Source organism: Agromyces sp. NPDC127015, from assembly GCF_042725165.1.
GTDB classification, from domain to species: Bacteria; Actinomycetota; Actinomycetes; order Actinomycetales; family Microbacteriaceae; genus Agromyces; species Agromyces chromiiresistens.
In genome coordinates, this window is sequence record NZ_JBHXDI010000002.1 from 389,047 (window position 1) to 412,837 (window position 23,791).

The following is a 23,791-nucleotide window of genomic DNA, read 5'->3' on the forward strand; positions in this document are numbered from 1 at the left end:
CGGGTGGACCGCCCGCGCGGCGCACGACACGATCTCGAAACATCCTCGAACTACACTCGACTACCGGCGCGACCGCACCCCGTCGTCGCCGACCGACCCGTCCCACCCCGGCCAGAAGCCCGCGAGGAACCAGCAGCATGTCCGAACCCATCACCGTGTCGATCCGGCGCGAGGTCGACCCGTCGCGCATCTCGGAGGCGACCGCCTGGGTGCAGACCGGCGTGAACCTCGCGAACAAGTACCCGGGCTTCCTCGGTTCCGGATGGGTGCGCGCCGGCGAGTCGTCGCAGGTCTGGCACATGCTCTACCGCTTCGCGAGCGAGGAGACCCTCGAGTCGTGGGAGCGCTCGGACGAACGCGCGTGGTGGCTCTCGATGGGCGAGGGCTTCGTGCGCAGCGAGCGGTCGAAGCGCCGCACGGGCATCGAGGGCTGGTTCGACGATCCGGCCACCGGCTCGATTCCCGCGACGGATGCCTCGGGCGGCATCGACCTCGAGGCCGCCGTGCCGTTCGCACCGCCGCGCTGGAAGCAGGCCGTCGCCATCTGGGTCGGCTTCTTCCCGGTGAACCTCGTCTTCTCGTACCTCGTCGCACCCCTGCCGGGCTTCGACGGGTTGCCGATCTGGCTCCGATCGCTCGTGTCGACGCTCATCCTGACGCCGATCATGACGTACTGGGTGCTGCCGTGGGTCACCCGCATGCTGCACCGCTGGCTGCACCGGCAGCGCCCGTCGACCGAGTAGCCCGAAGCGCGCATCGAGACCATCGGCACGTCCGTGGTCCCGATGCGCTCCGCCACTCGACCGACGGCCGGGTCAGTCGCCCCAGGGCATCGGCTTCTCGGGCAGCCGCGCCGAGTCGTCGGGCAGGTGCGGCAGTTCGGAGCCGCCGGCGCGGATGCACAGCCAGCGCAGCTGCTCGGTGCCGTCGGGCGCGCAGCGCCAGGTGCGGGCGACCCCTTGGCCGACCCGCACCACCGTGCCCGGTCCGACCTCGACGACCTCGTCGTCGAGGCCCATCTGCCCGCGACCCGAGAGGAAGACGTAGAGCTCCTCGATGCGCGCGTGCGTGTGCCAGTAGCCGGCCTCCTCGCCGGGCTCGAGGGCGTTCGCCGTGAGCCCGATGTACTGCATCTCGAGGTCGTGGTCGACGACCCGGCGCCCGTCGCGCGAGCTGTCGGGGCGGAATCCGCCGTAATGCGAGCGCCATTCGTCGAGCGCGCCGATCTCCAGTACCTCGTATGCCGTCATACCCGTCACGCTACCGGCCGGTTCGCATCCGCCGAGTCTCCGAGAAGCGTCCCTCTTCGTCGAATTCCCGACATGTTCCGGCGACTCGCGAGGTGATCGCGGACCGCTCAGCGGACGGCGCCGATACGGCGCGACAGCTCACCCGCGGCGGCCCGGACGGCGGCCGTGATCTCGTCGGCACGCTCCGCGGCATCCGATTCGGCACGGTAGGTGACCGCGATCGCGGCCGCGGGCCAGCCGACGTGGTCGAGCACCGCCACGCCGACCGAGGCGAGGCCCTCGGTCACCTCGCCGTCCTCGCCGGCGAACCCCGCCTCGCGCACGCCGTGCAGCACCTGCTTGAGCAGCGAGTACCGCCACGTGCCGGATGCCTCGGGGTCGCCGCGCCACGCGAACGCCGCCCGGTCGGGGTAGAGCGCGCGCAACTGCGCCGGCGGCAGCGCCGCGAGCATCGCGCGGCCGGTCGCGGTGAGGTGCGCCGGGAGGCGCACGCCCACGTCGGTGACGAGCGAGGGGCGACGGGGCGCCCGCTCCTCGACGAGGTAGAGCACGTCGCGCCCGTGCAGCACGGCGAGGTGCCCGCTCTCGCCGATGCGGTCGACGAGCGACGCGACGAGCGGGCCGCCGAGCCGGGCGAGCGGCTGCTGCCGGCTGAAGCCGCTCGACAGCTCGAACGCGGCGATGCCGAGGCCGTAGCGCCGCTCCTCGGGCAGGTGAACGACGAAGCCGCGCTCCTGCATGACGGCGAGCAGGTGGTAGACGGTCGAGCGCGGCAGTTCGAGCGCCTGGGCGATGGTCGCGGCGGGCACCGGGCCGCGTTGCGACGCCAGATGGGCGAGGATCGCGAGCGTCTGGTCGGCGGCCGGCACCTTCGAAGTCGCCATTCGCCCAGCGTATCGTCCGGGATGCCAGACAGCCACCCTCGATCGGGCCTCCCGCGCGCGTCGTCCCCGTTGTGGAATATGAGCATGAGCAGCAACGCGTCCTCGACCCCCACCGCCGTCACCGTCGGCATCGCCGGCCTGAGCATCGACGACGTCGTCGCGGTCGCCCGCCACGGTGCCCCCGTCATGCTCGACCCGGCCGCCCTCGCCGAGGTGGCCGCGAGCCGCGAGATCATCGACGGCCTCGCCGCCGACCCGAACCCGCACTACGGCATCTCGACGGGCTTCGGTGCGCTCGCCACGACCTTCATCGCCGCCGACCGCCGCGCCCAGCTGCAGGCGAGCCTCGTGCGCTCGCACGCCGCGGGCTCGGGCGCCGAGGTCGAGCGCGAGGTCGTGCGCGCCCTCATGCTGCTCCGCCTCTCGACCCTCATGACCGGCCGCACGGGCGTGCGCCGCGAGACCGCGGAGACGTACGCGGCGATCCTCAACGCGGGCATCACCCCGGTCGTGCGGGAGTACGGCTCGCTCGGCTGCTCGGGCGACCTCGCCCCGCTCGCCCACTGCGCGCTCGTCGCGATGGGCGAGGGCGACGTGCGCGACGCGTCGGGCGAGCTCGTGGATGCCTCGGCAGCGCTCTCGGCGGCGGGCATCGCCCCCCTCCACCTCGGCGAGAAGGAGGGCCTCGCCCTCATCAACGGCACCGACGGCATGCTCGGCATGCTCGCCCTCGCCATCACCGACCTCAAGATGCTCCTCACCACGGCCGACATCTCAGCTTCGATGAGCGTCGAGGGCCTCATGGGCACCGACGCCGTGTTCGCGGCCGACCTGCAGGCCCTCCGCCCGCAGCGCGGCCAGGCGATCTCGGCGTCGAACTTCCGCAAGCTCCTCGCCGACTCGCCGATCGTGCACTCGCACAAGGGTCCCGAAGACGGCCGCGTGCAGGACGCCTACTCGCTGCGCTGCGCCCCGATCGTGCACGGCGCCGCACGCGACACCGTCGCGCACGCGGTCGGCGTCGCCGAGGCCGAGCTCGCGAGCGCCGTCGACAACCCCGTGCTCACGAAGGACGGCCGGGTCGAGTCGAACGGCAACTTCCACGGCGCCCCCGTCGCCTACGTGCTCGACTTCCTCGCGATCGCCGCGGCGGATGTCGCGTCGATGTCGGAGCGCCGCACCGACCGCTTCCTCGACCGGGCGCGCAACCAGGGGCTGCCGCCCTTCCTCGCGCACGAGGTCGGCGTCGACTCGGGCCTCATGATCGCGCAGTACACCGCGGCGGGCATCGTCTCGGAGATGAAGCGCCTCGCGGTGCCGAGCTCGGTCGACTCGATCCCCTCGTCGGCCATGCAGGAGGACCATGTGTCGATGGGCTGGGCAGCGGCTCGCAAGCTGCGCCGCGCCGTCGACGGCCTCGCCCGCGTGCTCGCGATCGAGGTCATGACGGCCGCCCGCGGCCTCGCCCTGCGCGCTCCGCTCGAGCCGGGCGCCCCGACCGGCGCGGTCATCGCGCTCACCGAGTCGCTCGGTGCGGGCCCGGGCCCCGACCGCTTCCTCTCGCCCGAGATCGAAGCCATCGCCGCCGCGGTGGCGAGCGGCCGCGTCGCGGCCGAGGCGGCGTCGGTCGCCGGTCACCTCGACTGACCGGAGTCCCCGCCGACGCCGGAGGGCCGGCGCGGTCGCATCAGTTCCGGATGCAGCCGCGTCGGCCCGTTCTGCGTTCGCCCGCATGCCCGGCCCTTCAGGCGGCCCTCGTCGGTTCAGGACCGGTGCGGCGACGCGCCGTCACCGCTGCAAGGAGGGGATGAAAACGTCGCCCGCGCCCGCGCTCCGCCCTGAGAAGGGTGCGAAGTCTCCCCCGAAGAGGGCACGAAGCCTGTGAACTGACCGGTTGTGCCCCACCCGGACGGATGCGAGACTGGGGTTCGTCGGCCCCGAAACCGACGACCGGACGGAACCCTGATGCCCCACCGCTTCGCCTTGATCCAGCACGACCCGCTTCGCGCGCGACGTACGCGCCCCAGCGGTACTGCGATCGCGGCCGCCGCGGTGGCGGTGCTGATCGGGGTCGGGGGCATGACCCCGGCGATCGCCGAAGAGGCGGCTCCGGTCGAGGCGACCAGCACGACCACCGACGCGACGGGCACCGACGCCACGGGCACCGACGCGACCGGTACCGCCGACGCGACGAGCACGGTCGAGGCGACGACCGACACGACCGCGGCGGAGGGCGACCCGGCGAGCGATCCCGCGCCGGCCGATGGCGGCACGACCGAGACCGGCGACGGCACGAGCGGGGGCGACACCGGGGCGACCGACGGCGAGGGAACGCCGACGGACGACCCGACCACCACGCCCACTCCCACGCCGACGCCGACCCCCGAGCCGACGCCCACCCCGACGCCGACTCCCACGCCCACCCCGACGCCCACTCCGACGCCGACTCCCACGCCCACTCCGACGCCGACTCCGACTCCCACGCCCACTCCGACGCCGACGCCGACGCCCACTCCGACCGACACGCCGACGCCGACGCCGACGACTCCCACGACCGGCGCCCCGACGACGTCGCCGCGCGCGCCCGTCGTGCTCATCGGCGACGGACCGTTCGCCCGCATCTCGAGCGGGGTCGACTCGAGCGTCGGTCCGATGCTGCAGGCACGGGCGAAGCTCGACCGGGCGGTCGCCGCGCTCCGCGACGCAGAGGCCGACCTCGCCGCGGTCCGCTCCACGCGCGAGGTCGCGCGCGGCATCGCCGAGCACATGCAGTCGCTCGCCGAGCAGGCGCGCGAGAAGGCCGACGCCGCGGCGGCCGTATACGTCGCGGCGTCGAAGGGCGGCAACGCCTCGCTGAACTCCATGGAGGCCGCATTCGGCTCGGGGCACGACCTGCTCGCCGGGCTCGGCGGCGTCGCCCGCGTCAGCGAGATCGCCGGCGACACCGAACAGCTGCTCGAGATCACCGCGAAGCGCGACGCCGAAGCCGATGCCGCGCAGGAACGCGCCGACGAGGCCTGGGCCGACGTCGAGGCGATCGACGTCGAGGCGGCCGAGCGCAAGGTCGAGCGGGCGCAAGACGCCGTCACCGCTGCGCGAGCCGCGCTCTCCGGCCTGAAGACGCGCGTCGCGTCATCGAGCGTCGCGTTCATCGAGACGCTGCCGACGGACTCGGGCCAGCTGAGCGACCAGGGCTGGTCGCTGCCGGTCACGGGCAACCTCACCGACGGGTTCGGCCCCCGCCCCGACAAGCCGTTGGCGGGCGTCAACGACTTCCACCGCGGCACCGACCTCGCGACGGGCTGCCGCAACCCCGTCTACGCGGCGACGAGCGGCACGGTCGTCGAGGCCCGCGCGAACGGCACGTACGGCAACTGGGTGCTCATCGACCACGGGTCGGGCATCTCGACCGGGTACGCGCACCTCATCGACGGCGGCATCCTCGTGACCCCCGGCCAGAAGGTCGAAGCAGGCGAGCTCATCGGTGCCGTCGGCTCGACCGGCGCATCGACCGGTTGCCACCTGCACTTCGAGGTGCGCATCGACGGCAGCGCGGTCGACGCGATCCCGTTCATGGCCGCACGCGGCATCGAACTCGGCTGATCCTCGGGTCCCGTCGACGATCGTCCGCCTGCGAGGCGGCACCGGTGTGCCGCTGCGGCCGCGGCACCCGCGTGCCGCCTCGGTCGTGGCGCGGTCGCCCGGTTGACGCGAGGTCGACCCGCGCGCTGCCTCAGGCGATGAGGCCGGCTCGACGTGCGGCGGCGACCGCCTCGGTGCGCGTGGTCACGCCCAGCTTACGGTGGATCGACTTCACGTGGCTCCGCACGGTGTTGGTCGAGACGAACAGCTCCGACCCAATCTCCGCGGCACTCAGCGCACTTGGCAGCAGGGTCAGTACCTCGAGCTCGCGACGGCTCAACGCCTCGCGGTTCCCCGCGGCACTACGACGGGTCTTCGAACGCTCGCGGACCTGCCGGATGCGCGCCGGGAGGGCACCGGGGTCGGAGAACCCGACGCACAGCTCCTCGGCACGGTTGAGCGACACGACGGCCTCGGCGGCGCGGCCGAGTGCGAGCTCCGCGCGCGCGAGCTCGATGAGCAGGTGCGGCACGACGAGCACCGAATCGCCCTGCTGGCGCGCGGTCTCGAGCGCGCCGGCGGCGATCGCGCGCCCTGCGACGGCGTCGCCCGACTCGGTACGATGCCTGGCCAGCGCCTGCTCGGCGGGCAGGTAGACAGGATCGGGACCGATCTTGTACGCGGCGCGCGCCCGCACGCTCCGCTCCACCTGCTCGGCGGCCGCGACACGATCATCGAGCTCGAACAGGCAGAGGGCGCGGTAGGCCGGGACGAACAGCCGCAGGGGACGCGCGAGGGGCCCCGCGCGTTCGACGTCGTCCAGCAGTTCGAGGGCCTCGGTGCACCGTCCTTCGAGATACCGCATCGAGGCCGTACGCATCGCGACGAGCGGCATGAGCGGGCTCGATGCGTCGTACGAGGCGAGGAATCGCTGGCCAGCACGGTGGGCCGTGCCGACATCGCCGAAGCACGCCATCGAGTGCACGAAGTCCTCGACGTCGTCCCAGTTGCGAAAGCCCTCTACCGCCCGGCCGACGGCCGCGAGCCGACCGCGCGCGAGTGCGCGGTCCCTCCGCGTCGCATCGCCGGCGGTCGACGTCGCCCAGGCTTCGTAGAAGGCGAGCCGGGGGTCGCGGTCGAGCGCCGACTCGGGGATACGGTCAAGCCAGCTGAGCCCGAGCGACTGCCGCGGCACGATCGTCGTGCTGCGCACGTTCGCGAGGATGTCGGCGATGGTGTCGTAGTCATCGGCACCGAGCAGATGGTGGATGGTGGCGACGAGGTCGTGCTCACGCTCGAAAACCGCGAAGGCCCGGCGATGCAGCTCGCGGCGCAGGAGCGGATCCTCGCGCTGGAGCTCGGCGGCGAGACGGTCGCGCACGAGATGGTGCAGCCGCCACCACCGCCCCTCGTCGTCGAGCGTCGCGACGAGCCCCGTGCGGGCGGCGACCTCCATGGCGAGCGGCCAGGCGCGATCGTCCTGCACCACCTCTTGCACCGTCACGGCGTCGAACCGTTCGAACACCGAGAGGCTGAGCAGCAGCGCATGATCCTGTCGCGAGCTCCCGGCGAGCCCTTCGCGCACGAGGGCGTCGAGGCCCCCGTCGTCGGGGCGGTGCGCACCGATGCCCGCGAGCGGCACGCCCCGCGCAAGGGCCGATCCCACGAGCGATACGGCGGCGGGCCAACCGCCGGTGACCTCGACGACGTGCGCGACGTCGGAGGCGGTGAGCTCGAGCCCGTGCGCGTCGCGCAGCAGCACGGCGGCCTGCCGGTCGTCGAGCCGCAGTTCCTCCACGCCGACCTCGATCGCCCGGCCGCGCGCCAGAAAGCGGTCGACGGCGGGCAGCGCGAGCGGCGTCCGCGTCGCCACGATCGTGGTGAGGTTCTCGGGCGCACGGCCGACGAACCAATCGAGGCTCGCGACAGTGTCCTCGTGCGTGAGCCGGTGAGCATCGTCGAGCACGAGCACCCAGTCGGCATCCGTCGCCGCGAACGCGTCGATCAACGGCACGATCGCGCCCGCGCGTGCTCCGCCGACCCCGGATGCCTCCGGTACGCGCCCGCTCCACAGGCCGGCGCCTGCGGCCGCAGCCGTGATCGCCGCCCAGAGCCCGGCCGGGTCGTCATCGTCGACGTCGAGACTCACCCAGATGCACCGGGCGGGCCGGTGGCCCCCGAAGCCGTGCGCACGTGGGTCACCGTCGGCCAGTGAGTCACCTTCCGCCCACAGGGCTGCCGCGGTCGTCTTGCCGTACCCGGCTGGCGCACGCACGACGACGACCGCGGGGCGCGCTCCGCTCCGCTGATCGAACAGCTCAGGTCGCGCGATCACGTTGGGCCCTGGCGTCGGCGGGCGGAACTTCGTGGCCGGGAACATCGCCTCATATTCTCGCTCAGAGAATCACCCAGGTGAATTACGCGACACCGCCCCGCGACGGCTGCTCGAGGAACCTCTCGATCCAATACCTTCGAACCATGACATCCCTGCAGCCGGCACCGGTCCTCCGCGTTCGACCTCGCGTCTGGATCGGCCTCGTGATCTGGGCCGCATATGCCGTGCTCGTCTTCATCGTGCAACAGCTGAGCGGCATTCCGTACACCGACTTCGGCCGCGATGCCGGCACGCTCTTCCTCGGCGCGGGAATCTCGCTCATCATCGGTGCGGTACTGCTCGCGATCACGACGAGCCTGCTCGGATGGTGGCATCCCGCCCTGTTCGATCGCAAGCACAGCGCGCGCTGGCCGATCTTCGTGCCCGCGATCATGGCGGTCGCCCTCGTCATGAACCTCGCGAGCACCGACTGGGGCTCTTACGACCTCGGCTTCTTCGCCGCGTCCGTCGTGCTCCTGCTCGTCGGCTTCACCGAGGAGATGGCGACCCGCGGCCTGCTGCTCGTCGGCCTCCGGAGCCGTCTCGCCGAGGGTTGGGTGTGGTTCATCAGCTCGGCCGCGTTCGCGCTGATGCACTTCACGAACGCGCTCTCGGGCCAAGATCTCGGGCTCACGACGACGCAGGTGGGCATGGCGTTCCTCGGCGGCACGGTGTTCTACATCCTGCGCCGCACGACGGGCACGCTCATCTGGGCGATGGTGCTGCACGGCCTGTGGGACTTCTCGACCTTCGCGGTCGGTCACGGCACCGCTGGCCCGCTCGCCGCCCTCGGCGGCACCGTCGACCTCGTCGCCGGCGTGCTCGGCCTCATCGTCGTCGCCTTCGTGATCCGCGGCGCCGACGAGCGCATCGAGTCGCCGCGCGCGGCTGCGAGCCTCGCATGACCGCCGCGGAGACCACCTGGACCCCGTGGAGGCGGTTCTGGGAGCGCGGCGGCTGGTGGCGGTCGCTGCTCGCCGTCGTCGCGTACTACACGCTTTACCAGGGCGGCTCGTTCCTCTTCGGCCCGCTGCTGGCCGGCATCGACGACCCGGCGATGGCCGTCTTCGTCGGCACCGCGCTGCCGATCGCGCTCGGCGGCGTCATCCTCGTCGTGTTCGCCGTCTCGCTGGGGTGGCTGCGCGAGCTGTTCGGTCCGCAGCCGATCCGCGGGCGAGGCTGGATGTGGATCGCGGTCGGGGTCGTGCTGCTCTTCAACGTGCTGCGGTTCGCGACCGTCGACTACGCCGAGGCCGGCGCCGCCATGGTGATTACGTGGCTGGTCGCGGGCCTGTTCATCGGTTTCGCCGAGGAGACGCTGACGCGGGGCTTCGTGGTGAACCTCATGCGCAGGCACGGCTATCGCGAGATCTCGGTCGCGGTCGTCTCGGCGGCGCTCTTCGCCGCGCTGCACGCGGGCAACCTGCTGTCGGGCCAGTCGCCCTTCGCGACCCTGCTGCAGCTCGTCTACACGTTCGCGTTCGGGCTGTGCATGTACCTCGCCCTGCGCGTGACGGGCCACCTGATCTGGCCGATCCTGCTGCACGCCTCGACCGACCCGTCGATCTTCCTGCAGACCGCCTACCCGGCCGAGGGCGCACTGACCGGCATCGCCGGCCTGGGCAACGTCGGCGTGATCATCACCGGCCTCGTGCTGCTGATCTTCATCCGGGGCAGGGTCGGCGAGAACGCGGCCGGCCCGGGACTCGTCGAGCCGGGCGCCGCCGTTCCCCGCTGAGCCGCATCGGGCAGCCGCACCGCTCCGCCCGCGGCATCCCGCACCACCGAACAGCCCCCGGGCCGACCAGGCCCGGGGGCTGTTCCCATCCCGCACGCCGGCCCCCGCCGACGGCGAGGCCTTCACGCCGTCGCGAGCGCCTCCGTCGGCGAGAGCCGGGACGCCCGGATGGCCGGGTAGAGCCCCGCGACCACGCCGACGACGACGGTCGCGAGCAACCCGCCGACCGAGGCCCAGATCGGCACGAGCGTCGGCCAGCCCTGCAGCAGCGAGTACACGGTCGTCGCGACGACGCCGACGATCACCCCGGCCGCCCCGCCGACGAGCGCGAGCAGCAGCGACTCGGTGAGGAACTGCGCGCGGATGTGCCCGCGCGTCGCACCGAGCGATCGGCGCAGGCCGATCTCTCCGCGGCGTTCGAGCACCGAGATCACCATCGTGTTCGCGACGCCGACGCCGCCGACGAGCAGGGCCACCGCCCCGAGCCCGACGAGCAGCCCCGTGAACGCCTGGTCGGCCGCCGCCCGCGCCACGAGCGCATCGGAGGGGCGCGAGACCTGCACCTCGTTGGGACTCGTCGGGTTCGCGGTCGCGGCGAGCACGTCGCGCACGGCGTCGACGGCGTCCTCGTCGGTGCGCACCGTGACGGCCGTCGGGTGCCCGTCGAAGTCGAGCAGCGCCTCGGCGACCGGCCAGCCGATGAGCGCCGCGGTGTCGAGCTTGGTCGCGAGCGGCACGGGCGCGAGGATTCCCGCGACCGTGAACCACTCGCCGCCGATGAGCACCCGCACGTCGGCGCCGGCCCGGTCGATGCCGAGCAACTCGGCGGCGGCCGACCCGAGCACGACGACCGGATAGCGCTCGGTCGCGGCGTTGAGCCAGTCGCCGTCGGCCAGTTCGGCGCCGACGGTCTCGGGCATGTCGAGGTCGACGGCGTAGGTGGCGATGCCGCCCGACTCGTTCGGGTCGATGAACTCGTTGCGGTACACCTTCGCCTCGACGGTTCCGAGCGCCGAGACGTCGGTCACCGGTCCGATGCGCTCGATCATCGCGGGCGCCTCGTCGGGCAGCGTGGCGGCCTCGCCGAAGAGGTCGTTGCCCGGCGCCACGGCCAGGAGGTTGGTGCCGAGCCGGTCGAGCTGCCGCTCGAGCTCGGCGCGGCTCGAGCTCGAGATGCCGACGACCGCGATCATCGCGGCGATGCCGATCGCGATGCCGAGGGCCGACAGCACGACCCGCAGGGGCCGTGCCCGCAGCCCCGCGCCGCCGACGCGGAGCACGTCGCCCGCGCGCAGGCGCGCGGGTGCGGGCAGCTCCGCGGGTGACCGCGGTTCCGCGGGTGCGGGCGGCACCTTCCGGCCGGATGCCTCGGGCGCACGCCGGCTCACGGCTGCACCTCCCCGTCGCGCAGGGCGATGCGTCGCCGCGCCCGGGCCGCGATGTCGTGGTCGTGCGTGATCACGACGACGGTCGTGCCCTCGCGGTTGAGTCCGTCGAGCAGGCCCATCACCTCGCCGCCGGAGGCCGAGTCGAGATTGCCCGTCGGCTCGTCGGCGAGCACGATGCCAGGGCGCCCCGCGATCGCACGGGCCACCGCCACGCGCTGGCGCTCACCGCCCGACAGCTCGTGCGGACGATGGCGCAGCCGGTGCCCGAGGCCGACGCGTTCGAGCGCCTCCCCAGCCAGCTCACGCCGCTTCGCGGTGCCGACGCCCTGGTAGAGCAGGCCCTCTGCGACGTTGTCGATCGCGGGCACGCCGGCCGCCAGGTGGAACTGCTGGAAGACGAACCCGATGCGGTGCGCCCGCAGGCCCGACAGCTGCCGGTCGGTGAGCTGCGCGGTGTCGTGGCCGTCGACCCGCACGACGCCCTCGGTCGGGCGGTCGAGCGTGCCGATGAGTTGCAGCAGGGTCGACTTGCCCGACCCCGAGGGCCCGACGATCGCCGTGAACTCGCCCGCGTCGATCGAGAGGCTCGCGCCACGGAGCGCGGTGACGCCGTCGTACGACTTGCCGACGGCCTCGAGCTCGACGATCGCGCTCACGACGCGACCACCACCGTGTCGCCCTCGGCGATGCCGGCGCCGGCGACCTCGACCCGCCCGTCGGCGAACAGCCCCGTCTCGACGCCGACGAGCTCGGTGCCGTCGCCGCGCACGACCTCGACGGCGTAGCCGCCCTCGGCGAGCGCGAGCAGCGCCGTCACGGGCACGCTGAGCACGCCCTCGCGGGTCTCGGCGGTGAAGGCCACCTCGGCGGTAGACCCGCCGGCCGCACCGACGGCGGCCGGGTCGTCGGGGGTCGCGGTGACCCGGAGCACGGTCGTGTCGCCGTTGCCCATGGGCGGGTCCTCACCGGGGATCACGACGGTCTCGACCGAGGTGACCGTGGCGGGGAACGTCGTTCCGTCGGGCAGCGCGACCTCGACGACCGCGCCGACGACTGCGTACGCGGCATCCGTCTCGTCGAGGTCGACCTGCACGACGCGGTCGGTGCTCGCGGTCGTGAGCACCTCGCCTGCGGCCGCGTCGCCGACGTCGGCCGCGACCGAGGTCACCTGCACCGATCCGCCCGCGTAGTGGATTCGCGACGGCTCGACCGTGCCGGTCTCGTCGACGCCGAGCGCCTCCTGCCAGTCCTCGACCGCGTCGGCGGTGGCCCACGTGTAGTCGTCGTCGACGTCGAAGCCCGTGTAGCCGAGCGCGGCGAGGTTCTCCTCGAACTGGCGCACGTCGGCGCCCGAGGTTCCCGGCGCGAGCACCCGGTAGGCGGGCATCGCCCCGACGAGCAGCACGACGGGTGCGTCGTCGACCCGGTAGAGCTGACCGCCGCGCTCGACGACGGCGCCGGCCGCGGGCAGCCACGTGAGGGTGCCGCCGTCGGCGCGCAGCACGGTCTCGCCCGCGTTCGCGAGCTCGCCCGATTCCGTCGTCGTCGCGATGAGGTCGCCCCGCGTGACCTCGCCCGTCTCGGGGGCGGCCGGCGCGGGCGTCGCGGCGGCCGGGGCGAACCCGAACCCGCTCGCGGCCGCCGCGGTCACTCCCACGCCCGCCACGGCGAGCAGGCCGAGCCCGATCCAGCCGAGTCGTGCCCGCGTGCTCACGACTCGCCGCCTTCGCTCGTCGCCGGCCCGCCGTCTTCGCCCTTGGGCTTCGGCATCGACTCGCCGCACTTCTCCTGGGCTTCGCGGAACTCGTCGCTCTCGGGGTCGAAACCCATGTCCGAGTCGATCCGGAGGCCGCCGTCGGCGCTCGGGTCGGGGAATCCCTCGATGCCCTCGTCCCGCATGCACTCGGAGAACTCGCGCATCTGGGCGAGCTGCTCGGCGTTCGGCTTCGGCATCTCGCCGCCGTTCGGCATGAACTCCTTGCAGGCCTCCATCGCCGCGTCGACCTCGTCGGGATCGGATCCCTCGGGGATCGCGATCGCGAACCCGCCGTCCTCGGTGTCGGGGTCGGGCATGTCGATGCCGTGCTCGCGCATGCACTCGGCGAACGCCACCTGGTCGCCGTCGCCCCCGCCGCCGCCGTCACCATCGTCGCCGCCCGGTGGCGACGACTGCTGCGCCTGCGGGTCGCCGTCGAGCGAGGCGACCCCCGACGCCGCGGGTGTGCAGCCGGCCAGTGCCAGCGCGGCCGCGAGGGCGATGACGACCGAGAGGGATGCCTCCCGCCGATGTGTGCGGAACATGTCGAGTCCTTTCGTGTGGGCGTGTCAGCGGTCGCTGTGCACGCAGGCCGCCTGGGCGGCGAGGTAGTCGGGGGCGGTCGGATCGATCGGGCTCCCGGGCGGGATGTCGATGACGCCGTCGGGACGCGGATCTGGGTAGTCGTCGACCCCGTGCTCGCGCATGCACTCGGCGAGCTCCCGCAGCCGTGCGAGCTGCTCGGGGTCGTGCTCGGGCGGGACGCCGGCGCCCGGCATGAAGCGGGCGCAGGCGGCGAGCGCCTCGTCGACCTCCTCGATGGGCACGCCCTCGGGGTACCGGTACGTGAACGAATGTCCGTCCTGCGTCGGCATCGGGATCGGCACCCCCTGCTCGGCCATGCACTCGCTGAGGCCGCGGGGGTCGCCGTCGAGATCGAGCGCCGGTTCGGTCGTCGACGCGAGGCCGGCGATGCCCGGGGCATCCGGGTCGTCGAGCGACGCGACCGACGGCGGCGCGTCGGCCGTGCACCCGGCGAGCAGGAGTGCCGCGGTGACGACGAGCACGCCGAGCATCGGGGTCGCGAGCCGGCTGGGGCGAGGCATCCGAGGTCCTTCCGTCGAGCGGGGCCGCCGCGGCCCCGGGTCTGCCCAGCACACCCCAGCCGCCGTTTCCCGGTCGTGACCGTGCGCGCTAACGCCCCGGTAACGCACCGACCGGCGACAATGGGCAGATGCGCATCCTGGTCGCGGAGGACGAGCCGCTGCTCGCCGGTGCCGTCGCCGAGTGGCTGCGGAACGCGGCGCACGCGGTCGACGTGGTCGGCGACGGCGGCAGCGCGCTCGAACGGGTCGACGTCAACGACTACGACCTCGTCGTGCTCGACCGCGACCTGCCCGTCGTGCACGGCGACGACGTGTGCCGCCACATCGCCGCCGCCGAGATGCCGACGCGCGTGCTCATGCTCACCGCGGCCGGCACGGTCGACGACCGGGTGGCGGGCCTCGCGATGGGCGCCGACGACTACCTGCCGAAGCCGTTCGCGTTCGCCGAGCTCGGCGCGCGCGTCGAGGCGCTCGGCCGGCGTTCTCGGCCCGCCGCGCCGCCCGTGCTCGAGCGCGCCGGCGTGCGGGTCGACACCCACCACCGCGAGGTCGTGTGCCACGGCCGGTACGTGCCGCTGTCGAAGAAGGAGTTCGCGGTGCTCGTCGAGCTGCTGCGCGCCGACGGCGCATACGTGTCCGCCGAGCAGCTGCTCGAGAAGGCGTGGGACGAGAACATCGACCCGTTCACGGGAGTCGTGCGCATCACCATCCTGAAGCTGCGCCGCAAGCTCGGCGATGCCTCGATCATCGAGACCGAGGCCGGCGTGGGGTATCGCATCCGATGAGACGGTTCCGGCTCACCCTGCGCGCCCGGCTGACGGTCGTCTACGGCCTGCTGTTCCTCGTCGCGGGCCTCGTGATGCTCGTGCTCACCTGGGCGCTCGTGCAGCAACGGCTCATCGGCGACGCGTCGATCGTGAGCAGCTCCTACTGCTGCACCGCACCGGGCGAGGAGGCGCCCTCGTTCGACCCGGCCGCGCCGACGCCGCCCGGCGGCGCCGAGCAGAACTACCTGTACACGGTGAAGATCGTGGGCGCGGCGCGCGACGAGGCGCTCGGCGCCCTCATCACCCAGGGCGCGATCGCGGTCGTCGTGGTCGGCGCGATCGCGGCATGGATGGGCTGGCTCGTCGCCGGGCGCATGCTGCGCCCGCTCTCGACGATCACCGAGACCGCGCGCCGCATCGCCGACGCGCCCGACGCCGACCGCCGCATGCACGAGCGCATCAACCTCACGGGTCCGCGCGACGAGGTCACCGAGCTCGCCGAGACGTTCGACGGCATGCTCGCGCGCCTCGACACCGCGTTCGACGCGCAGCGGAGGTTCATCGCGAACGCCTCGCACGAGCTGCGCACGCCGCTGACCCTCAATCGGGCCCTCATCGAGGTCGCCGCCGAGCGGCCCGACGCCTCGCCCGACCTGAAGCTCCTCGGCGAGACCCTGCTCGAGGTGAACGCGCGGCACGAACGGCTCATCGACGGGCTGCTGCTGCTCGCCCGCTCCGAGCGCGAGCTCGGCGAACGGCGGTTCGTCGATCTCGCCGACGTCGCCGAGCACGTGGTCGACGAGGCGCGGGCTCGCACGACGGGCGACCCCGCCGCCCCGCCGGTCGAGCTCATCGCCGACGAGGCCCCGACGGCGGGCGACCCGGTGCTGCTCGAGCAGCTCGTGCGCAACCTCGTCGACAACGCGGTGCGGCACAACCTCGCCGCCGACGGGTGGGTGCGGGTGACGACGCGCACGGATGCCTCGGGCAGGGCCCTGCTCGAGGTGACGAACACCGGCCGGCCGATCGCCCCGTACGAGCTCGACCGCCTGGTCGAGCCCTTCCGCCGGCTCGACGGCGAGCGCACGGGCAACGGCTCGGGCGCCGGGCTCGGCCTCTCGATCGTGCGGGCGATCGTCGAGGCCCACGACGGCGAACTCGCCCTCGTGACCCGGCCGGGCGGCGGGCTCGTCGTGACCGTGCGCCTTCCCGGCGAGTCGTACGCCACCACGGGCTAGTTCTGGGATCCCAGACGCCCGCCCCGCGGCATCCGTTGTCGCAGTGCCGCACGTGCGCGACCATCGAATCATGACCGACGCAACGACCACCACGCGCACCGTCCGCGCGCCTCGCGGCACCGAGCTCTCCGCGAAGAGCTGGCAGACCGAGGCGCCGCTGCGCATGCTCATGAACAACCTCGACCCCGAGGTCGCCGAACACCCCGAGGACCTCGTCGTCTACGGCGGCACGGGCAAGGCCGCCCGCAACTGGGAGGCGTTCGACGCCATCACGAAGACGCTCGAGCGCCTCGAGGCCGACGAGACCCTGCTCGTGCAGTCGGGCAAGCCCGTCGGCGTCTTCCGCACCAACGTGTGGGCCCCCCGCGTGCTCATCGCGAACTCGAACCTCGTCGGCGACTGGGCGACGTGGCCCGAGTTCCGCCGCCTCGAGGCCGAGGGCCTCACGATGTACGGCCAGATGACCGCAGGCTCGTGGATCTACATCGGCTCGCAGGGCATCCTGCAGGGCACCTACGAGACCTTCGCGGCCGTGGGCGAGAAGCTCAAGCGCGAGGGGCGCGGCAGCGCGCTCGGCGGTGCGGCGGCTCGCGACGGCGAGGGTCCCCTCGCCGGCACGCTGACCCTCACCGGCGGCTGCGGCGGCATGGGCGGTGCCCAGCCCCTCGCCGTCACCCTCAACGACGGCGCCTGCCTCATCGTCGACGTCGACGAGACGCGCCTGCGCCGCCGCGCCGGCAAGCGCTACCTCGACGAGGTCGAGACCGACCTCGACACCGCGATCGCCAAGGTGCTGAAGGCCAAGGAGGAGCGCCGCGGCTGGTCGGTCGGCTACGTCGGCAACGCCGCCGAGGTCTTCCCCGAGATCCTGCGCCGCCACCGCGCGGGCGAGCTGACCGTCGACGTCGTCACCGACCAGACGAGCGCGCACGACCCGCTCGCCTACCTGCCCGAGGGCATCTCGGTCGCCGACTGGAAGCAGGCCGCGCAGGACGACCCCGAGGGCTTCACCCGCAAGGCGCAGACGTCGATGGCGCACCACGTGCAGGCCATGGTCGAGTTCCAGGACGCCGGCGCCGAGGTCTTCGACTACGGCAACTCGATCCGCGACGAGGCGCGCAAGGGCGGCTACGACCGCGCGTTCGAGTTCCCGGGCTTCGTGCCGGCGTACATCCGTCCCCTGTTCTGCGAGGGCCTCGGGCCGTTCCGCTGGGTCGCGCTCTCGGGCGACCCCGAGGACATCCGCGTCACCGACGAGGCGATCAAGGAGCTGTTCCCCGAGAACGCGCACCTGCACAAGTGGCTCGACGCCGCCGCCGAGCGCGTGGAGTTCGAGGGCCTGCCCGCCCGCATCTGCTGGCTCGGCTACGGCGAGCGCCACAAGGCCGGCCTGCTCTTCAACCGGCTCGTCGCCGAAGGCAAGGTGAAGGCGCCGATCGTGATCGGCCGCGACCACCTCGACTCGGGCTCGGTCGCCTCGCCGTACCGCGAGACCGAGGCCATGAAGGACGGCTCCGACGCGATCGCCGACTGGCCCCTCCTCAACGCCCTCACCGCCGCGTCGTCGGGCGCGACCTGGGTGTCGATCCACCACGGCGGCGGCGTCGGCATCGGCCGCTCGATCCACGCGGGCCAGGTCTCCGTCGCCGACGGCACCGAGCTCGCCGCGGCGAAGCTCACGGCGCTGCTCACGAACGACCCCGGCATGGGCGTGATCCGTCACGTCGACGCCGGCTACGAGCGGGCGATCGAGGTCGCGCGCGAGCGCGGCGTCGACGTGCCGATGCTCGAGGGCTGAGCGGCTCCTCCTCCGCTCCCCTCCTCCGTCGAGTGGGCGATCCCAGCGCATCGCACCGCGATCGCGCCGCCGAGATCGCCCGCTCGATTGAGAGACTCGAACTCAGCACGACGATCGAAAGGCGACCAGGATGCCTCGGGCCACGCTCATCACGAACATCGGCGAGCTCGTCACCAATGACGAGCAGCCCGGCCGCGAGGGCGGCCCCCTCGGCATCGTGCGCGACGCCGCAGTGCTCGTCGAGCACGGCGAAGTGACCTGGGTCGGCGCCGCCGCCGATGCATCCGCCCACACGCCCGAGTCGGGCGTCGAGCTCGTCGACGCGGGCGGGCGCGCCGTCATCCCAGGCTTCGTCGACAGCCACACGCACCTCGTGTTCGGCGGCGACCGCGCCGAGGAGTTCGCCGCCCGCATGGCCGGGCGCCGTTACGAGGCGGGCGGCATCAGGTCGACCGTCGCCGCCACCCGCGCCGCGACCGACGACGAGCTGCGCGCCCGGCTCACGGGCTTCGTCGCCGAGCTGCACGCGCAGGGCACGACGACGTTCGAGGTGAAGTCGGGCTACGGGCTCAGCGTCGCCGACGAGGAGCGCCTCGTACGCCTCGCCCGCGAGGTCACCTCAGAAGTCACCTTCCTCGGTGCGCACGTCGTGCCGTTCGAGTTCCGCGAGGACCCGCGCTTCGACGGCGACCCCGTCGCGGCGGGCGATGCCTACGTCGACGTCGTCATCGGCGAGATGCTCGACGCGTGCGCGCCGCACTCGCGCTGGATCGACGCCTTCTGCGAGCGGGGCGCGTTCTCGCCCGAACAGTCGCGCCGGGTGCTCGAGGCCGGACGCGACGCCGGGCTCGGCATCCGCGTGCACGGCAACCAGCTCGGCGAGGGCGGCGGCGTCCGCCTCGCGGTCGAGCTCGGCGCCGCCTCGGTCGACCACTGCACCTTCCTGAGCGACGAGGATGTCGCGGCGCTTGCCTCGTCCGACACCGTCGCGACGCTCCTGCCGGGCGTCGAGTTCTCGACCCGGCAGCCGTACCCCGATGCGCGCAGGCTCATCGAGGCCGGGGTGACGGTGGCGCTCGCGAGCGACTGCAACCCGGGGTCGTGCTTCACGAGCTCGATGCCGTTCTGCATCGCGGTCGCAGTGCGTGACATGAACATGACCCCTGCCGAGGCGCTCTGGGCCTCGACGGCCGCCGGTGCGAAGGCGTTGCGCCGTTCCGACGTCGGCGCGCTCCGCCCAGGCATGCGCGCCGACCTCGTCGAGCTCGACGCCCCCAGCTACCTGCACCTCGCATACCGCCCCGGCGTGCCCATCGTGCGCCGTGTCTGGGCCGCCGGCGCACCGATGGCCTGAGCCGCGCCGGCGGGCCCGGCGCGTCGGCGCGAGTCATCCCGGCCGTCGACCGCTCGCCGGATCGCGCGGGCACCCCGATGTCAGCGGAGCTGGCCCTTGGGCGTGTCGACCGCTGCCAGGTCGCCCGTGCCCTCGATGAGCTCGGCCCATGAGTCGACGTCGACCAGGCACTCGACGACCGCGCACGTCGGCAGCTCGACCCACTCGCCGGTGAGCTCGCCGACGGCGTCGCTCATGCCCGGATTGTGTCCGACGAGCATCGCCGTGCCGATGGCGTCGTCGAGCCCCGAGGCGATGTTCAGAATGCGGGACGCCGTCGCCCCGTAGAGCCGGTCGTCCTCGACGACGTGGTCGTCGCCGATGCCGAGGGTCCGTGCGAGGAGCCGAGCGGTGCTGCGAGCGCGCACGGCGGTGCTCGTCACGATGCGGTCGGGGTTCACGCCCCGCTCGGCGAGGCGGTGCCCCATCGCCGGGGCGTCGCGCAGGCCGCGTTCGTTGAGCGGACGGTCGTGGTCCTCGAGCAACGGGTCTCCCCAGTCCGACTTGGCATGTCGCACGAGGTAGAGCGTCTTCATGCGTCGTCCCTTCCTGCCGTGGTGATCTCGATCGCGCCGGTGCCGGTGAAGTTGACGAAGCGGCGGCCGTCGCCCTCGACGAGGCTGAGCAGCACGGCGCCGCAGCCTCGGCAGCGGGCGACGCTGCCCGCGCCGCTGCGGTAGACGAGGGCGGTCGCGAGCTCGGCGACGGCCCCGCAGCCGTTGCAGCGCGCCCGCGCCGTCGTCGGGTCGAACGCGAACACCTCGGCGAGCGGGCCCGCGAGCAGATTGCCGTCGAAGTGCTGCATCAGGTTCCTCCGTAACGCTCGGTGCGGATGGCCGCCTGGTCGTGGCCGAGCTCGATCAACCACGCGGCGACGCGCTCGACGAACCCGGTCGACCCGCACACGTAGACGATCGGCGCGGCATCGGCCCCGATCACCGCGGCCGCCAGGCGCTCGCGCGTGATCCGGCCGACGGGGCCGCCCGAGCCGTCGGGGGCGCTCCGCGTGTAGACGAACTCGACCTCGAGCGGCGCCGGCCCGCGCCGCGCCGCCTCGAGCTCGGCGGCGAAGAAGACGTCGTCGGGCGTGCGCACCGAGTAGAGCAGGCGGAACGGCGTGGCATCGCCCGCGTCGGCATGCGCGCGGGCGATGGCGACGAGCGGGACGACGCCCGAACCGCCCGCGATGAGCTGCACGGGTCGCCCGACCGCGCCGGAGGCCGGGGGCCGCCAGACGAAGAACGCACCGAGCGGGCCGTGCACCTCGAGCCGGTCGCCGGCGCGCAGTTCGTCGACGAGGAACGGAGAGACCTCGCCGTCGGGCAGCCGATCCACCGCGAGCACCACCCGCTCGCCGTCGCCCGACGAGGCGATCGAGTACGAGCGGGTCGCGGTGTACCCGTCGGGGGCGGTGAGGCGCACGTCGAGGTGCTGGCCGGCGAGGTTGCCCGGCCAGCCCACGACGTCGAGCGAGATGCGCGCGGCCGTGGGCGTCTCGCGCCGCGTCTCGGCGACCTCGGCGACGTGCCACGCGGTGCGGGGCGCCGCCTGGAGCTGCTGCACCTCGCTCACCAGTAGCGCTCCTCCTTCCACGGGTCGCCGTGGAGGTGGTAGCCGTTCTGCTCCCAGAATCCGGGGTCGTCGGTGGGCATGAGCTCGAGCCCGCGCACCCATTTCGCGCTCTTCCAGAAGTACAGGTGCGGCACGAGCAGCCGGGCCGGGCCGCCGTGCTCGGGGTCCAACGGCTCGCCGTCGAACTCGAAGGCCACCCAGGCCCTGCCGCCGAGCAGCTCCTCGAGGGGCACGTTCGTCGTGTAGCCGCCGTAGCTGTGCGCCATCACGTAGTCGTACTCGGTCTCGACCTCGGCGAACAGGGTGTCGAGCGAGACACCGCGCCAGCTCGTGCCGAGCTTCGACCAGTGCGTGACGCAATGGATGTCGGTCGTGACATCCTCGATCTCGAGCTGCATGAACTCGTCCCAGCTCCACCGCCGGCCGCCGTGTTCGGTGCGGATCGTGAACTCCCAGTCGGCGGTGTCGACCTCGGGTGTCGGCCCGGCCGACAGCACCGGGAAGTCGTGCACGAGCGTCTGCCCCGGCGGCAGCCGATCGTCGCGCTCTCGGCTGCGGCCGGTGAAGCCCCGGGTGATGAACGACATCGCGACTCCCTTCGAGGGGAACCGCCGCCCGCGCGGCGGTCGAGTACAGGCTCAGCCTGTCACTCCTCGGCGCGACGCGCTACGGCCGGATGTCGGGCGACGCCTGCCCGCTCAGCGCGAGGCCACGCCGGCGAGGAACTCGAGCACGCAGAGCGCCGTGAGCCGCACCGTGCGGCCGTCGGGTGCGTCGGCGCTCGCGTCGACCTCGGCGAGGTCGGCGCTGACGACGCGGGCATCGCCGCCCGCGGCGCGCACGAGGGCGCGCAGCTCCCACGCGGCGAGTCCGCCGGGCATCGACGCGGGGCATCCGGGCACGACCGAGCGGTCGCAGGCGTCGACGTCGATGTCGAGGTGCACCGGGCCGCCCGCGGCGCCGGCGATCTCGAGCGCCTCGGCCATGACATCGGCGGGCCGGCGGCCGTGCAGTTCGTCGCGGTGGACGACGGTGATGCCGAGCTCGGCGGCGCGGCGTGCGTACACGGCGGAGTTCGCGAAGTCGGCGATGCCGATCTGCACGATGCGTCGCGGATCGAGGCCCGCCTCGACGAGGCGGCGCACGGGCGACCCGTTCGAGACGCCGTCGCGCAGGTCGTAGTGCGCATCGATCGTGATGAGGCCGGCGGTGTCGAGCCGGTCGCCGTAGGCGCCGAGCGCGGTCGCGACCGTCACCGAGTTGTCGCCGCCGAGCGCCATGACGGTCTCGGCGCGCTCGAGCAGTTCGGCGACCCGGGCGCGCGTGCGCGTCTCCCCCTCGGGGCCGTCGGGCTCGACGATGTCGCCGGCGTCGACGACGGCCTGCTCACCGAGGTCGACGGCGTCGCGGCCCTCCTGCCGGCTCGGCACGAGCGCCGGGCTGTATCGGCGCAGCGCCTGGCGAACGGCGGCGGGGGTCGTGTGCGCGTCGGTCGGCGAGAGCGAGGTGCGCCACGCCGGCACGCCGAGCAGGGCGAGGCGAGCGGATGCCTCGGGCGCGAGCGACTCGGGCGCGGGCCAGTCTCCCGCGCGGGGCCAGAGGGGATCGTTCGAGAGTGCGACGTCGGCCATGCCCCCACGCTACGAGTCGGCCGCGTCCGCGCCCAGCCCTCGCGCGGTCACGCCGTCTGTCATCCCAGACGGCCCGGCCGCAGGGCGGGAGGCCCGACCCGTCGGGAAGACGCGCACGCCGGCGGGGCGATGCGCCCCTCGAGCCCCGTCGTCGAGCGCCCGTCGCTCCCAGCCTCGAGACGGGACGAGCGGCGCGGCGCACCCGTACTCGAGTGCGCCCCGCCGGTTCACTCCTCGACGAGCCGATCCGCTCGCTCGGCACGCAGCACCGCGACGAGCTCGCGCTCGCGTGCGGCGCTGAGTCCGGCACCGCGCGACCGATCCAGTCCCTGTTCGCGCTCCCATGCGAGCAGGTCGGCGAGCGTCTCCTCGACCGGGCGCAGCTCGAGGCCCTCGGCACGGGCCGCGGCGTTCGAACGATCCTGGAACGACGCCCACGTCGGAGCGATGATCCAGAGCGGCAGCGACTCCTCGCCCGACCACTCGGCGACGCCCTGCCGCTCGAGCCACGCGCTGGGTGCGGACAGCACCTCGCCGCGGTGACCGCCGACCGACCGCGACGCGTCGAGGAACGCACCGAACGTCGAGCGATCGCCGACCGCGTTGAACGCACCGGTCAGCCCGCGCTCGACGGAGTCGATCGTCCAGCCGACGAGGTCGCGCACGTCGATGAACTGCGCCGAGGCATCCATGATGTCGGGCACGAGCATCGGCTCGTCGTCGCGCGCCGAGCGCGCGACCCAGTAACCGGTGCGGCCCGAGGCGTCGCCCGGGCCGCCGATGAGGCCGGGCCGGATGACGAGCAGCCGGTCGCCGAGCGCCTCACGGTAGGCCGATTCGATCGCCGACTTCGCCTCGCCGTAGGTCTCGGGCGTCGACTCGTCGGGTTCGAGGGGCGGCATGAGCTCAGCCGTCTCGTCGGCACCCGGTTCGTCGTGGTGCGCGTACACGTTGCCCGATGAGATGAACGTCCAGTGCCGTGCCCGCTGGGCGAGCGCCGCGGCGGCGCGACGCGCGAATCCCGGCTGTCGCGTGACGTCGATCACGGCGTCCCACTCGGCGTCGCCGAGCGCGTCGTAGGCGTCGGCCCGCGACCGGTCGCCGACGACGAGCCGTGCTCCGGGTGCGACCTCGCCCGCCTCGCCGCGCGCGAGGCAGGTCACCTCGTGTCCGCGCCGGAGCGCATCGCGGGCGAGCTCACGACCGAGCCATTGGGTTCCACCGAGGATCAGGATCTGCATCTCGCCATCACAGCAGACCTTCCCGGAACGGCGCCATCGTGTTCGCCGAGCGCTGATGCACTCCGATGCGGAA

23 protein-coding genes are annotated in these 23,791 nt (G+C 73.2%); 9 read left to right on the plus strand and 14 right to left on the minus strand.

The features are described from left to right. Positions 1-137: 137 nt before the first annotated feature. On the plus strand, positions 138-743 hold the full coding sequence (locus ACFWGP_RS08070; RefSeq protein ID WP_231429766.1) for an antibiotic biosynthesis monooxygenase: 606 nt from the start codon (positions 138-140) through the stop codon (positions 741-743). A 72-nt stretch (positions 744-815) separates the two neighbouring features. Here ACFWGP_RS08070 and ACFWGP_RS08075 read toward each other — a convergent pair whose 3' ends face one another. Further along, positions 816-1,250, minus strand: a complete 435-nt coding sequence (locus ACFWGP_RS08075) for a cupin domain-containing protein (RefSeq protein WP_376930615.1) — start codon at positions 1,248-1,250, stop codon at positions 816-818. Positions 1,251-1,357: 107 nt separating this feature from the next. Then, positions 1,358-2,134, minus strand: coding sequence for an IclR family transcriptional regulator (locus tag ACFWGP_RS08080; protein ID WP_376930616.1), 777 nt, complete (start codon positions 2,132-2,134; stop codon positions 1,358-1,360). A gap of 84 nt (positions 2,135-2,218) precedes the next feature. Between ACFWGP_RS08080 and hutH the strand changes: the two genes are divergently transcribed. Together hutH and ACFWGP_RS08090 are read left to right on the plus strand one after the other, a co-directional pair. After that, a complete protein-coding gene (gene hutH / locus ACFWGP_RS08085) occupies positions 2,219-3,781 on the plus strand; it encodes a histidine ammonia-lyase (RefSeq protein WP_376930617.1) in 1,563 nt (520 codons plus the stop codon). Between the two features lie 432 nt (positions 3,782-4,213). Beyond that, positions 4,214-5,737: a M23 family metallopeptidase gene (locus tag ACFWGP_RS08090; RefSeq protein WP_376930618.1), complete on the plus strand. Its 1,524-nt coding sequence runs from the start codon at positions 4,214-4,216 to the stop codon at positions 5,735-5,737. A gap of 130 nt (positions 5,738-5,867) precedes the next feature. On the opposite strand, the gene ACFWGP_RS08095 is transcribed toward ACFWGP_RS08090, so the two are convergent. Next, on the minus strand, positions 5,868-8,096 hold the full coding sequence (locus tag ACFWGP_RS08095) for a LuxR C-terminal-related transcriptional regulator (protein ID WP_376930619.1): 2,229 nt from the start codon (positions 8,094-8,096) through the stop codon (positions 5,868-5,870). 98 nt (positions 8,097-8,194) lie between these two features. On the opposite strand from ACFWGP_RS08095, the gene ACFWGP_RS08100 reads away from it, so the two are divergent. Further along, on the plus strand, positions 8,195-8,995 hold the full coding sequence (locus ACFWGP_RS08100; RefSeq protein ID WP_275505247.1) for a CPBP family intramembrane glutamic endopeptidase: 801 nt from the start codon (positions 8,195-8,197) through the stop codon (positions 8,993-8,995). After that, a complete protein-coding gene (locus ACFWGP_RS08105; RefSeq protein WP_275505246.1) occupies positions 8,992-9,828 on the plus strand; it encodes a CPBP family intramembrane glutamic endopeptidase in 837 nt (278 codons plus the stop codon). Before ACFWGP_RS08100 ends, ACFWGP_RS08105 begins: the two co-directional genes overlap by 4 nt. Before the next feature lie 122 nt (positions 9,829-9,950). Here ACFWGP_RS08105 and ACFWGP_RS08110 read toward each other — a convergent pair whose 3' ends face one another. The 5 genes from ACFWGP_RS08110 to ACFWGP_RS08130 are packed head-to-tail and all read right to left on the minus strand — an operon-like array spanning position 9,951 to position 14,078. Next, entirely contained in the window at positions 9,951-11,216 is a 1,266-nt protein-coding gene (locus ACFWGP_RS08110; RefSeq protein WP_376930620.1) for an ABC transporter permease, read from the minus strand. Beyond that, positions 11,213-11,872, minus strand: coding sequence for an ABC transporter ATP-binding protein (locus ACFWGP_RS08115; RefSeq protein WP_376930621.1), 660 nt, complete (start codon positions 11,870-11,872; stop codon positions 11,213-11,215). Before ACFWGP_RS08115 ends, ACFWGP_RS08110 begins: the two co-directional genes overlap by 4 nt. After that, on the minus strand, positions 11,869-12,930 hold the full coding sequence (locus ACFWGP_RS08120) for a peptidoglycan-binding protein (RefSeq protein WP_376930622.1): 1,062 nt from the start codon (positions 12,928-12,930) through the stop codon (positions 11,869-11,871). The genes ACFWGP_RS08115 and ACFWGP_RS08120 overlap by 4 nt, the downstream gene beginning before the upstream one ends. Next, a complete protein-coding gene (locus ACFWGP_RS08125) occupies positions 12,927-13,517 on the minus strand; it encodes a hypothetical protein (RefSeq protein WP_231429756.1) in 591 nt (196 codons plus the stop codon). Before ACFWGP_RS08125 ends, ACFWGP_RS08120 begins: the two co-directional genes overlap by 4 nt. 24 nt (positions 13,518-13,541) lie before the next feature. Further along, a complete protein-coding gene (locus tag ACFWGP_RS08130) occupies positions 13,542-14,078 on the minus strand; it encodes a hypothetical protein (protein ID WP_376930623.1) in 537 nt (178 codons plus the stop codon). A 128-nt stretch (positions 14,079-14,206) separates the two neighbouring features. On the opposite strand from ACFWGP_RS08130, the gene ACFWGP_RS08135 reads away from it, so the two are divergent. From ACFWGP_RS08135 to hutI, 4 genes are all read left to right on the plus strand, one after another. After that, a complete protein-coding gene (locus tag ACFWGP_RS08135; protein ID WP_231429754.1) occupies positions 14,207-14,863 on the plus strand; it encodes a response regulator transcription factor in 657 nt (218 codons plus the stop codon). Next, entirely contained in the window at positions 14,860-16,083 is a 1,224-nt protein-coding gene (locus tag ACFWGP_RS08140; protein WP_376930624.1) for a sensor histidine kinase, read from the plus strand. The genes ACFWGP_RS08135 and ACFWGP_RS08140 overlap by 4 nt, the downstream gene beginning before the upstream one ends. A gap of 70 nt (positions 16,084-16,153) precedes the next feature. After that, complete coding sequence (locus ACFWGP_RS08145; protein ID WP_231429752.1) at positions 16,154-17,881, plus strand: urocanate hydratase; 1,728 nt, start codon at positions 16,154-16,156, stop codon at positions 17,879-17,881. A gap of 130 nt (positions 17,882-18,011) precedes the next feature. Next, positions 18,012-19,235, plus strand: a complete 1,224-nt coding sequence (gene hutI, locus ACFWGP_RS08150; protein WP_376930625.1) for an imidazolonepropionase — start codon at positions 18,012-18,014, stop codon at positions 19,233-19,235. Positions 19,236-19,315: 80 nt separating this feature from the next. Here the strand turns inward: hutI and ACFWGP_RS08155 are convergent, their stop codons facing one another. The 6 genes from ACFWGP_RS08155 to ACFWGP_RS08180 all read right to left on the minus strand — a co-directional run bounded on the left by ACFWGP_RS08155 (position 19,316) and on the right by ACFWGP_RS08180 (position 23,718). Further along, entirely contained in the window at positions 19,316-19,810 is a 495-nt protein-coding gene (locus ACFWGP_RS08155) for a histidine phosphatase family protein (protein WP_231429750.1), read from the minus strand. After that, the gene (locus ACFWGP_RS08160; protein WP_231429749.1) at positions 19,807-20,079 is read right to left on the minus strand and encodes a DUF6510 family protein; all 273 of its coding nucleotides are present in this window, start codon (positions 20,077-20,079) and stop codon (positions 19,807-19,809) included. The genes ACFWGP_RS08155 and ACFWGP_RS08160 overlap by 4 nt, the downstream gene beginning before the upstream one ends. Beyond that, on the minus strand, positions 20,079-20,846 hold the full coding sequence (locus ACFWGP_RS08165) for a ferredoxin reductase (RefSeq protein WP_376930626.1): 768 nt from the start codon (positions 20,844-20,846) through the stop codon (positions 20,079-20,081). Before ACFWGP_RS08165 ends, ACFWGP_RS08160 begins: the two co-directional genes overlap by 1 nt. Then, positions 20,843-21,433 carry a sulfite oxidase-like oxidoreductase gene (locus ACFWGP_RS08170; protein ID WP_376930627.1) on the minus strand — a complete coding sequence of 197 codons (591 nt, stop codon included), beginning with the start codon at positions 21,431-21,433 and terminating at the stop codon, positions 20,843-20,845. The genes ACFWGP_RS08165 and ACFWGP_RS08170 overlap by 4 nt, the downstream gene beginning before the upstream one ends. A 111-nt stretch (positions 21,434-21,544) precedes the next feature. After that, entirely contained in the window at positions 21,545-22,477 is a 933-nt protein-coding gene (locus ACFWGP_RS08175; protein ID WP_231429746.1) for an arginase family protein, read from the minus strand. A 227-nt stretch (positions 22,478-22,704) separates the two neighbouring features. Further along, positions 22,705-23,718 (minus strand): NAD-dependent epimerase/dehydratase family protein, encoded by a 1,014-nt coding sequence (locus ACFWGP_RS08180; RefSeq protein WP_231429745.1) that lies wholly within the window; start codon positions 23,716-23,718, stop codon positions 22,705-22,707. Positions 23,719-23,791 lie beyond the last annotated feature (73 nt).

Coding starts and splice junctions, on each gene's coding strand:
- ACFWGP_RS08070 (WP_231429766.1), top strand. CDS start 138: ATGTCCGAACCCATCACCGTGTCGATCCGGCGCGAGGTCGACCCGTCG.
- ACFWGP_RS08075 (WP_376930615.1), bottom strand. CDS start 1,250: ATGACGGCATACGAGGTACTGGAGATCGGCGCGCTCGACGAATGGCGC.
- ACFWGP_RS08080 (WP_376930616.1), bottom strand. CDS start 2,134: ATGGCGACTTCGAAGGTGCCGGCCGCCGACCAGACGCTCGCGATCCTC.
- hutH (WP_376930617.1), top strand. CDS start 2,219: ATGAGCAGCAACGCGTCCTCGACCCCCACCGCCGTCACCGTCGGCATC.
- ACFWGP_RS08090 (WP_376930618.1), top strand. CDS start 4,214: ATGACCCCGGCGATCGCCGAAGAGGCGGCTCCGGTCGAGGCGACCAGC.
- ACFWGP_RS08095 (WP_376930619.1), bottom strand. CDS start 8,096: ATGTTCCCGGCCACGAAGTTCCGCCCGCCGACGCCAGGGCCCAACGTG.
- ACFWGP_RS08100 (WP_275505247.1), top strand. CDS start 8,195: ATGACATCCCTGCAGCCGGCACCGGTCCTCCGCGTTCGACCTCGCGTC.
- ACFWGP_RS08105 (WP_275505246.1), top strand. CDS start 8,992: ATGACCGCCGCGGAGACCACCTGGACCCCGTGGAGGCGGTTCTGGGAG.
- ACFWGP_RS08125 (WP_231429756.1), bottom strand. CDS start 13,517: ATGTTCCGCACACATCGGCGGGAGGCATCCCTCTCGGTCGTCATCGCC.
- ACFWGP_RS08130 (WP_376930623.1), bottom strand. CDS start 14,078: ATGCCTCGCCCCAGCCGGCTCGCGACCCCGATGCTCGGCGTGCTCGTC.
- ACFWGP_RS08135 (WP_231429754.1), top strand. CDS start 14,207: ATGCGCATCCTGGTCGCGGAGGACGAGCCGCTGCTCGCCGGTGCCGTC.
- ACFWGP_RS08140 (WP_376930624.1), top strand. CDS start 14,860: ATGAGACGGTTCCGGCTCACCCTGCGCGCCCGGCTGACGGTCGTCTAC.
- ACFWGP_RS08145 (WP_231429752.1), top strand. CDS start 16,154: ATGACCGACGCAACGACCACCACGCGCACCGTCCGCGCGCCTCGCGGC.
- hutI (WP_376930625.1), top strand. CDS start 18,012: ATGCCTCGGGCCACGCTCATCACGAACATCGGCGAGCTCGTCACCAAT.
- ACFWGP_RS08155 (WP_231429750.1), bottom strand. CDS start 19,810: ATGAAGACGCTCTACCTCGTGCGACATGCCAAGTCGGACTGGGGAGAC.
- ACFWGP_RS08160 (WP_231429749.1), bottom strand. CDS start 20,079: ATGCAGCACTTCGACGGCAATCTGCTCGCGGGCCCGCTCGCCGAGGTG.
- ACFWGP_RS08170 (WP_376930627.1), bottom strand. CDS start 21,433: ATGTCGTTCATCACCCGGGGCTTCACCGGCCGCAGCCGAGAGCGCGAC.
- ACFWGP_RS08175 (WP_231429746.1), bottom strand. CDS start 22,477: ATGGCCGACGTCGCACTCTCGAACGATCCCCTCTGGCCCCGCGCGGGA.
- ACFWGP_RS08180 (WP_231429745.1), bottom strand. CDS start 23,718: ATGCAGATCCTGATCCTCGGTGGAACCCAATGGCTCGGTCGTGAGCTC.